9 protein-coding genes and 1 tRNA gene are annotated in these 8,419 nt (G+C 43.7%); 8 read left to right on the forward strand and 2 right to left on the reverse strand.

From position 1 onward, the window contains the following. Positions 1–142 precede the first annotated feature (142 nt). From fumC to DXD68_RS23450, 3 genes are all read left to right on the forward strand, one after another. The gene (gene fumC / locus DXD68_RS23440; protein ID WP_122363867.1) at positions 143–1,546 is read left to right on the forward strand and encodes a class II fumarate hydratase; all 1,404 of its coding nucleotides are present in this window, start codon (positions 143–145) and stop codon (positions 1,544–1,546) included. Positions 1,547–1,588: 42 nt separating this feature from the next. Further along, positions 1,589–2,332, forward strand: a complete 744-nt coding sequence (locus DXD68_RS23445; RefSeq protein WP_122363868.1) for an alpha/beta hydrolase — start codon at positions 1,589–1,591, stop codon at positions 2,330–2,332. A 118-nt stretch (positions 2,333–2,450) separates the two neighbouring features. Beyond that, the gene (locus DXD68_RS23450) at positions 2,451–2,708 is read left to right on the forward strand and encodes a hypothetical protein (RefSeq protein WP_122363855.1); all 258 of its coding nucleotides are present in this window, start codon (positions 2,451–2,453) and stop codon (positions 2,706–2,708) included. Positions 2,709–2,784: 76 nt separating this feature from the next. On the opposite strand, the gene DXD68_RS23455 is transcribed toward DXD68_RS23450, so the two are convergent. Both DXD68_RS23455 and DXD68_RS23460 read right to left on the reverse strand, forming a co-directional pair. Beyond that, positions 2,785–3,093, reverse strand: coding sequence for a hypothetical protein (locus DXD68_RS23455; RefSeq protein WP_122363856.1), 309 nt, complete (start codon positions 3,091–3,093; stop codon positions 2,785–2,787). Positions 3,094–3,437: 344 nt separating this feature from the next. Then, positions 3,438–3,524, reverse strand: a tRNA-Ser gene (locus DXD68_RS23460). Positions 3,525–3,669: 145 nt separating this feature from the next. On the opposite strand from DXD68_RS23460, the gene mltG reads away from it, so the two are divergent. The 5 genes from mltG (at position 3,670) to DXD68_RS23485 (ending at position 8,279) form a co-directional block, all read left to right on the forward strand. Beyond that, positions 3,670–4,713 carry an endolytic transglycosylase MltG gene (gene mltG / locus DXD68_RS23465; RefSeq protein WP_122363857.1) on the forward strand — a complete coding sequence of 348 codons (1,044 nt, stop codon included), beginning with the start codon at positions 3,670–3,672 and terminating at the stop codon, positions 4,711–4,713. An 82-nt stretch (positions 4,714–4,795) separates the two neighbouring features. Then, positions 4,796–6,394, forward strand: a complete 1,599-nt coding sequence (locus tag DXD68_RS23470; protein WP_122363858.1) for a thiamine pyrophosphate-dependent enzyme — start codon at positions 4,796–4,798, stop codon at positions 6,392–6,394. After that, entirely contained in the window at positions 6,391–6,972 is a 582-nt protein-coding gene (locus DXD68_RS23475) for an indolepyruvate oxidoreductase subunit beta (protein WP_122363859.1), read from the forward strand. Before DXD68_RS23470 ends, DXD68_RS23475 begins: the two co-directional genes overlap by 4 nt. Before the next feature lie 6 nt (positions 6,973–6,978). Beyond that, positions 6,979–7,485, forward strand: coding sequence for a TlpA family protein disulfide reductase (locus DXD68_RS23480; RefSeq protein WP_122363860.1), 507 nt, complete (start codon positions 6,979–6,981; stop codon positions 7,483–7,485). A gap of 5 nt (positions 7,486–7,490) precedes the next feature. After that, positions 7,491–8,279 carry a 4Fe-4S binding protein gene (locus DXD68_RS23485; protein WP_122363861.1) on the forward strand — a complete coding sequence of 263 codons (789 nt, stop codon included), beginning with the start codon at positions 7,491–7,493 and terminating at the stop codon, positions 8,277–8,279. Positions 8,280–8,419 lie beyond the last annotated feature (140 nt).

Consider the following 8,419-nt stretch of genomic DNA (forward strand, 5'->3'; position numbering starts at 1 on the left):
GGTATAAAGGGCGGTTGAACACCGCCTTTTTCAGTATACGACTGGCTAAAAACACGGAACATGTTCTCTTGTCGGATATGCATCGTTGTAAACAAATCATTCTTTGGATGGTTTTATAAAAAGAAACTAAAATAGAATGATCATGGAATGTCGGATGGAAAAGGATACGATGGGGAATGTCAGAGTTCCTGTTGATGCCTATTACGGTGCTCAGACGCAGCGTAGTGTTGAAAATTTTAAGATAGCACAAGATATAAACCGGATGCCGAAGGAAGTTATTTATGCCTTTGCCTATCTGAAGAAAGGTGCGGCCTTGGCAAACCGGGATGCTGGTGTTTTATCTTCGGAGAAATGCGAACTGATAGAACGTGTTTGTGATGAGATATTAGCAGGAAAACTGGATGATGCTTTTCCTTTGGTGGTATGGCAAACCGGTAGTGGAACACAGACCAATATGAATGTAAATGAAGTGGTCGCTAATCGTGCTCATGTCTTGAACGGAGGTAAGCTGACGGATGAAGTGAAGATACTGTTACCAAACGATGATGTGAATAAATCACAATCCTCGAATGATACTTTTCCTTCAGCCATGCATATTGCCGCCTATAAGATTTTACGGGAGAACACGATCCCAGCCCTGGAGCTACTGCATAAAACCCTGGTGATGAAGAGCCGTGAGTTCATGCCGATCGTCAAGATAGGGCGGACGCATTTTATGGATGCTACTCCGCTGACACTCGGTCAGGAATTCAGCGGTTATGCAGCCCAACTGGAATATGGTATCCAGGCATTGAAGAACACCTTGCCTCATTTGGCTGAGTTGGCTTTGGGAGGAACCGCAGTAGGAACGGGTATCAATACCCCGGATAATTTTGCTGAAAACGTAGCCCGCCAAATAGCTCAGCTTACCGGTTTGCCGTTTGTTACGGCACCGAATAAATTTGAGGCACTTGCCACGCATGATGCTATTGTGGAAAGTCATGGTGCATTGAAAGCAATAGCCGTCAGCTTGATGAAGATTGCCAATGATATCCGTATGTTAGGTTCCGGACCACGTGCCGGAATAGGGGAGATTCATCTGCCGGAAAACGAACCGGGTTCGTCTATCATGCCGGGAAAAGTAAACCCTACGCAGTGTGAGGCTCTTACGATGATTGCTGCACAGGTGATGGGGAATGATGTGGCAATTTCTGTCGGCGGTGCTTCCGGGCAGTTTGAGTTGAATGTTTTTAAGCCGATGATCATCCATAATTTCTTACATAGTGCCCGGTTGATCGGGGATGGCTGCAGGAGTTTTAATGATCATTGTGTGGTGGGTATTGTTCCTGTAAAAGAGAATATAAAGAAACATTTGGACGACTCATTGATGCTTGTCACTGCCCTGAATACGAAAATCGGTTATTATAAGGCTGCCTCAATAGCTCAGAAGGCTTATCGTGAGAATAAAACGTTGAGGGAAGCGGCGATAGAGTCGGGATTCTTGACAGCAGAAGAGTTTGACAAGTGGGTCGATCCTTCCAAAATGGTTGGAAAGATTGATTTTTAGCATAAAACCACTATCTTTATGCTGGTAAAGAGTAAAAACTGTATGGAAGCAAGTAAAGCGCAGTCACCTGGCATATGGGAACGTTTATCGTCGTTGGTAAGCTGGTTCCGGAAGAAGGAGGTAAAAGAGATGAATGTCTATTTTATTTCCGGGATGTGTTATAACTGTAAGGTATTTGATAAGCTGAGGCTTCCGAAAGGATATAAGAAAGTATATATCGAATGGAGTATTCCCCGGTCGGATGAATCCTTGTCGGAATATGCCCGGATTATGGCAAAAGTGATCGATACTTCATCTCCGTTTATCCTGATCGGTTACTCTTTCGGGGCAGTGGTCATGCAGGAGATGACCCTTTTCCTGAAACCTGCAAAATGTGTCATCATCTCTTCTTTTAAAAGTAAACGGGAAATCCCGATTCTTTTCCAGGCTGTCCGTAAGGTGAATCTGATGGAATTCATGCCGAAGCGACTTTTTTCTTCAACCGACTTTATAACCAATGCCTTCAACCGCCTGGTTTATAATGCGTCCAATTCCGACCTCGCCGAATATATGACAGTCACTGATCCTGTCTACATAAAATGGGCAGTGGAGCAGATCACCGATTGGGTTCCGGATAACAAGAGTGGGCACCTTTATCATATTCATGGAACTGCCGACCAGATATTTCCGTATGACCGCCTGGAAGATGTTTTTCCGGTGGAGGGCGGTGATCATTTGATGGTTGTGAAAAAAGCGGATACGGTCAGTTCCATATTGGAAATTATCTTGCTTAAAAAAGAAGACTGACCGGTTTATGTTTTAAGGTCATATCTTGTTTAATAGAATAATTACTAAATAGTGTCATGCGGATGAGCTTTTCAGTTGCTATCGGGGTTATTATAAGCAACTGAAAAAATAGAACAGTATGGCAAATGTATTTAGTGACAAATTAACGACAGAGGAACGTAAAGAACTTCCTTCTTCAGATTTCGGCCTCCCGGAAACGCGGGAATTTCCTATGCCGGATGCTGCCCATGTGAGAGCTGCCGAAGCTTATTTCAGATATGCGCCGGAAGAGAAAAAGTCTTTATTGGCACATCGTATCCTGCTAAAGGCGGATGAGTTCGGTGTAGATGTACACAGTCCGGTGATCCTGGAATGGGCGGACAAGTACGAAGGCTGAAACAACAAAAATGTCCGGGCTTCTCAAAAGTCCCGGACATTTTATCTTAACCGTTTTATAACCTTTGGTTATTCGTTTATTTTACTTCTTCACCTTTGTCATTGAAAGTAACGGTACTTTCAGTTCCTTCCGCTGTAGCGATCACCAACTTGTATGTCTTTGTTCCATCTTTTTCTGCTACAGAGGCTTCTTTGATCGTTTGGCCTGCATAGGCTTTTTCAACTGCGCCTTTCACGACATCCGGTATTTCTGTTACTTCAATCTTTTTGTATTCATCCTGTGATGCCTGACATACAGCAACTGCATTTACACTTGCTTCTGCTGCGATAACACTCATACAACCTACACCCATCACCATTGCCATTACAACTAATACCTTTTTCATGATCTTAATTTTTTAATTAAACAATCTTTTATGCTAATACACATATGATAGTTCAATTGGCGTGCCAAAATAATTTGGTTTGAGTAAGTGGTTGATTATCAGTGATGACTACTTTTGCTAACGCTTGTGTAATTGTGGAATTGGACTGTGGAATCGTGGAAATCTGATGAAAATATCCTCAAAAATCAGTTAAACAACAGCTATGTTTCGTATGTTTAAAATATAAAGTTATTCTACAGATATTACCAGTTGAAAAAGTATTTGGGTACTTATGTGTATGAAGACTCCAATTAGGAGGATAAAACAACAAAGGCTATCAGTCTTTCGACTAACAGCCTTTGGAGCGGAAGCGGGGGGATTCGAACCCCCGGTACCCTTACGAGTACGTCAGTTTAGCAAACTGGTGGTTTCAGCCACTCACCCACACTTCCATGTGTTCTGTGCTTCTTCCTTAGAATTGCGCTGCAAAGATAGGCGTATGTTTTTAAATAAACAAAGTATTTTGCATCTATTTTTTGAGAAAAAGATACTACTTTTGTGACCTGTTCTGATACTCAGTATTTTATTTAATAAAAAATGAACAAGAAAAAACAGACAAAGAAGAATATTCTTATTGGGATAATCGTATTTTTAGTCTTATTAGTGGCAGGTACTGGTTTTTGGGGGTATCGTTTGGCATGGGCTCCCAATTTTTCCCCGAAGGCAACTGTCTATTTATATATAGATGAAGAGAAAGATTTTGAAAACCTTTGTCGTCAGTTGATCGATTCTGCCGATTGTAACCGGATCGGTAGTTTTAAACAGTTGGCAGGTATATTAAAATATCAGAAAAATATGAGGACCGGACGATATGCCATATCACCCGGAATGAATAACCTGGAACTATTAAACAATCTACGGCGCGGACATCAGGTAGCAACCCGGCTTACTTTCAATAATATTCGCTTTAAGGAGGATCTTGTTGAACGTTTGGACGATCAGTTGATGCTGGATAAAGACGAATTGCTCTCTTTACTCAATGATTCCGCCTATTGTGATTCGTTAGGTTTTACGACTCAGACGGTCATGGCGATGTTTATCCCGAATACGTATGAAGTATACTGGAATATTCCGGCAGAGAAACTGATGCAACGGATGAAGCGGGAGTATAAGTCTTTCTGGACGGATGCGCGTTTGGAAAAGGCAAAGGCTGTCGGTCTGACTCCGGTTGAAGTATCTGTGCTTGCTTCTATCGTGGAAGAAGAAACGGCGGCTGCGGATGAGTATCCGATTGTTGCAGGCTTGTATCTGAACCGCCTGCATCGCGGTATACCGTTACAGGCTGATCCGACCGTAAAGTTTGCCGTAGGGGATTTTACCTTACAGCGTATCCTGTTCGAGCATCTGGAAATCGAATCTCCTTATAATACATATAAATATGCCGGCCTGCCGCCGGGACCTCTGCGCATCCCAACCATCAAGGGGATGGACAGTGTTCTGAATTATATGAAGCATAATTATCTTTATATGTGTGCCAAAGAGGATTTTTCAGGACGCCACAATTTTGCAGCGACATTAGCAGAGCATAACCGTAATGCAAATCGTTACAGGGCTGAGCTTAACAGGAGAAAGATTCGATAGGTTTTTTATCTCTTGTTGGGGTAAAAACTGTATCTTTGGCAGTTGGTATAACATAAAAATCAATTTAAGAAAACAAATATACATGGAAAAACAACTATTCTTGGGGGATGAGGCCATCGCACAAGCTGCGATTGATGCCGGTATTTCCGGTGTTTATGCCTATCCGGGTACCCCTTCAACTGAAATTACCGAGTATATCCAAGGCTCGGCTGTAGCGAAAGAACGGGGGATACATAGCCGTTGGAGTGCGAATGAAAAGACTGCAATGGAAGCTGCATTAGGTATGAGTTATGCCGGAAAGCGTTCTTTGTGCTGTATGAAGCATGTCGGACTGAACGTGGCTGCAGACTGTTTTATGAATGCGGGAATGAGCGGTATCAACGGTGGTATGATTATTATTACTGCGGACGACCCTTCTATGCACTCTTCACAAAATGAACAGGATAACCGTGTATATGGTAATTTTGCCATGATCCCGATGCTGGAACCTTCCAGCCAGCAGGAAGCATACGACATGGTATATGAAGGTTTCGAACTTTCAGAAAAGTTGGGTTACCCGATACTGATGCGTATCACTACGCGTATGGCTCACTCTCGTGCAGGAGTGGTGACGCGTCCGATCAAGGATGAAAATACAATGAATTGCCCGCCGGACGGACGTCAGCGTTTTATCCTGCTTCCGGCTTTGGCCCGCAAGCGTTTCAAGGTGTTGCTGGAAGCTCAGAAAGTATTTACCGAATCTTCTGAAAATTCCATATATAACAAGTATTTCGATGCTCCGAATAAAGAGTTGGGTATCATTACCACAGGTATTGCTTTCAACTATCTGTCTGAGAATTATCCGGACGGATTCGAATATCCGGCTCTGAAGATCAGCCAGTATCCGTTACCTCGGAAACAGATCGAAAAGATCGTGAACGAATGTAAGGAGATTCTGGTACTGGAAGAAGGGTATCCGGTGGTGGAAGAGCAGTTGAAAGGCTTCTTGGGTAAAGGTGTTACAGTGCATGGCCGTTTGGATGGAACTTTGCAGCGTGACGGTGAACTGACACCGGATGCTGTAGGTAAGGCTTTGGGTAAAGAGATCAATAGTTATTATGCAATACCGGAAGTGGTAGAACAGCGTCCGCCTGCTTTGTGCCAAGGATGCGGTCATCGCGATGTATATGAGGCTTTGAATGAAGTGCTGGCTGAATATAAAGATCCGAAAGTATTCGGTGACATCGGTTGTTATACGTTGGGTGCATTACCTCCGTTCCGTGCTATCGACTCTTGTATCGATATGGGGGCTTCTATTACGATGGCGAAAGGTGCTTCCGATGCTGGTGTATTCCCTGCTGTATCAGTGATCGGCGACTCCACTTTCACGCATTCGGGTATGACTGGTTTGCTGGATTGCGTAAACGAGGAAACAAACATAACGATCGTTATTTCCGATAATGAAACAACGGCGATGACCGGTGGTCAGGATTCTGCCGGAACAGGACGCCTGGAAGCTATCTGCGCCGGTATCGGTGTCGATCCGGCTCATATCCGTGTGATGATCCCGTTGAAAAAGAATTATGAAGAGATGAAAACGATCATCCGCGAAGAGATCGAATATAAGGGCGTATCAGTCCTGATCCCGCGTCGTGAATGTATTCAGACATTAACCAGAAAGAAAAAAGCAAGCAAGAAATGAGAGCAGATATTATATTGTCAGGTGTAGGAGGACAAGGTATCCTCTCTATTGCCGCCGTTATTGGAGAAGCAGCTTTGAAAGAAGGCCTGTATATGAAACAAGCGGAAGTACACGGAATGAGTCAGCGTGGGGGCGACGTACAGTCGAATTTGCGTCTGTCGGACCAGCCGATCGCTTCCGACCTGATCCCGAAAGGACATGCAGACCTGATCATTTCACTGGAACCGATGGAGAGTCTCCGTTATCTTCCTTATCTGAAAAAAGAAGGATGGTTGGTGACAAACTCTCAGCCATTCGTCAATATCCCGAACTATCCGGATATCGATAAGGTGAATGAAGAATTGGATAAACTGCCGCATAAGGTAGTTCTGGATGTAGAAGCGATAGCCAAGGAAGTAGCTACGGCCCGTGCTGCAAATATCGTTATGCTGGGGGCGGCAACTCCTTTTATCGGTATCGAGTATGATAAAATAGCAGACGGTATCCGCCATATCTTTGCCCGTAAGGGGGAAGAAGTGGTCGAGATGAACCTGAAAGCGTTGAAAGCCGGCTATGATGTAGCCCAAAGTTTAAAATAGAGTTTTATGAAGAAAAGTCTCTTAACCGCCATCTTAATGATCTTTGCCTTTATTGCTCATGCACAAAACGATGCAGACATAATAAAGGTAGGTGACCAGATGCCCGCATTTACGATCGTTTCCGATGACGGAACGCAAACATCGTCAGCATCTTTGAAAGGAAAAGTAGTCCTGATAAACTTCTTTGCCACCTGGTGTCCTCCTTGCCAGAAAGAGCTGGCTGAGGTGCAGCAGAAGCTGTGGCCGAAGTATAAGGATAACAAGAGTTTTCAAATGCTGGTGATCGGTCGTGAACATACGGATGCCGAACTGGCGAAGTACAACGAGAAAAAAGGGTTTACTTTCCCGTTATACCCCGATAAGAATCGGGCGATCTTCGGAGCGTTTGCCAAGAACCTGATTCCCCGAACTTATTTGATAGGTAAGGACGGGAAAGTGATTTATGCCGGCAAAGGATATACGGATGAAGAGTTTGCCGAATTAATGAAAAAGATCGATACGGCAATAAAATAAAAGATATGCAGTATAAGAATATACATTTAATATATTTCTCCCCGACGCATACATCGGCTAAAATATCTTATGCTATTGCAGAAGGTTTGGAAGCGGAGACTTTGTCCGAGTCGGATATAACCTGCGAGGGCTTGAAGGAACCGTTACTTATCGGGGAGAATGAATTGGTGATCGTTGCTGCTCCGGTCTATGGTGGCCGTGTTGCAGAAACGGCGATGGAGCGTATCCGTATGTTCCAGGGAAAGAATACACCGGTCATTCCTGTAGTCGTTTATGGGAATCGTGATTATGAAGATGCCTTGAAGGAACTGAGTGATGCTTTGTCGGAGCAGGGGTTTATTCCTGTCAGCGCAGGGGCTTTTGTCGGTGAACATTCTTATAGTCGGAAAGATATGCCTATTGCGGCAGGTCGTCCGGATAAAGATGATTTGTTCAAGGCTTCGCAATTTGGACATGATACGCTGAAGAAGCTGGAGGAAGCTGGCTGTTTGTCTAAATTGTCGGTATTGGAGGTAAAAGGTAATTATCCTTATAAGGTTAAAGGACCGTCTACTCCGCAAGCACCGGTTACGGATGAAGAGCTTTGTACACAGTGTGAATATTGTATCGATGTTTGTCCGGTTGCTGCCATCTCGATTGTCGATGACCGGATGTTCAGCGATCCCGTACTCTGTATTAAATGTTGTGCCTGTGTGAAGGAATGTCCGGAAGGAGCGCGTACGTTCGATACGCCTTATACGGCTATGCTTCACAAAAACTTCAGTGCACGGCGTGAACCTGAATTGTTCTTTTGATTTTATTAAATAATCAGCTTATAGCTGATCCCCCGAATAATCATTCTTTGAACCGAGGGATCGGCTTTTTGTTTTTCCTTCACGTACGTACATTATATAACAACGTCTTTGATGAAAAAATAAATACAAAATATTTGGTA

It is taken from the genome of Parabacteroides sp. TM07-1AC (assembly GCF_003480915.1).
GTDB classification, from domain to species: Bacteria; Bacteroidota; Bacteroidia; order Bacteroidales; family Tannerellaceae; genus Parabacteroides; species Parabacteroides chongii.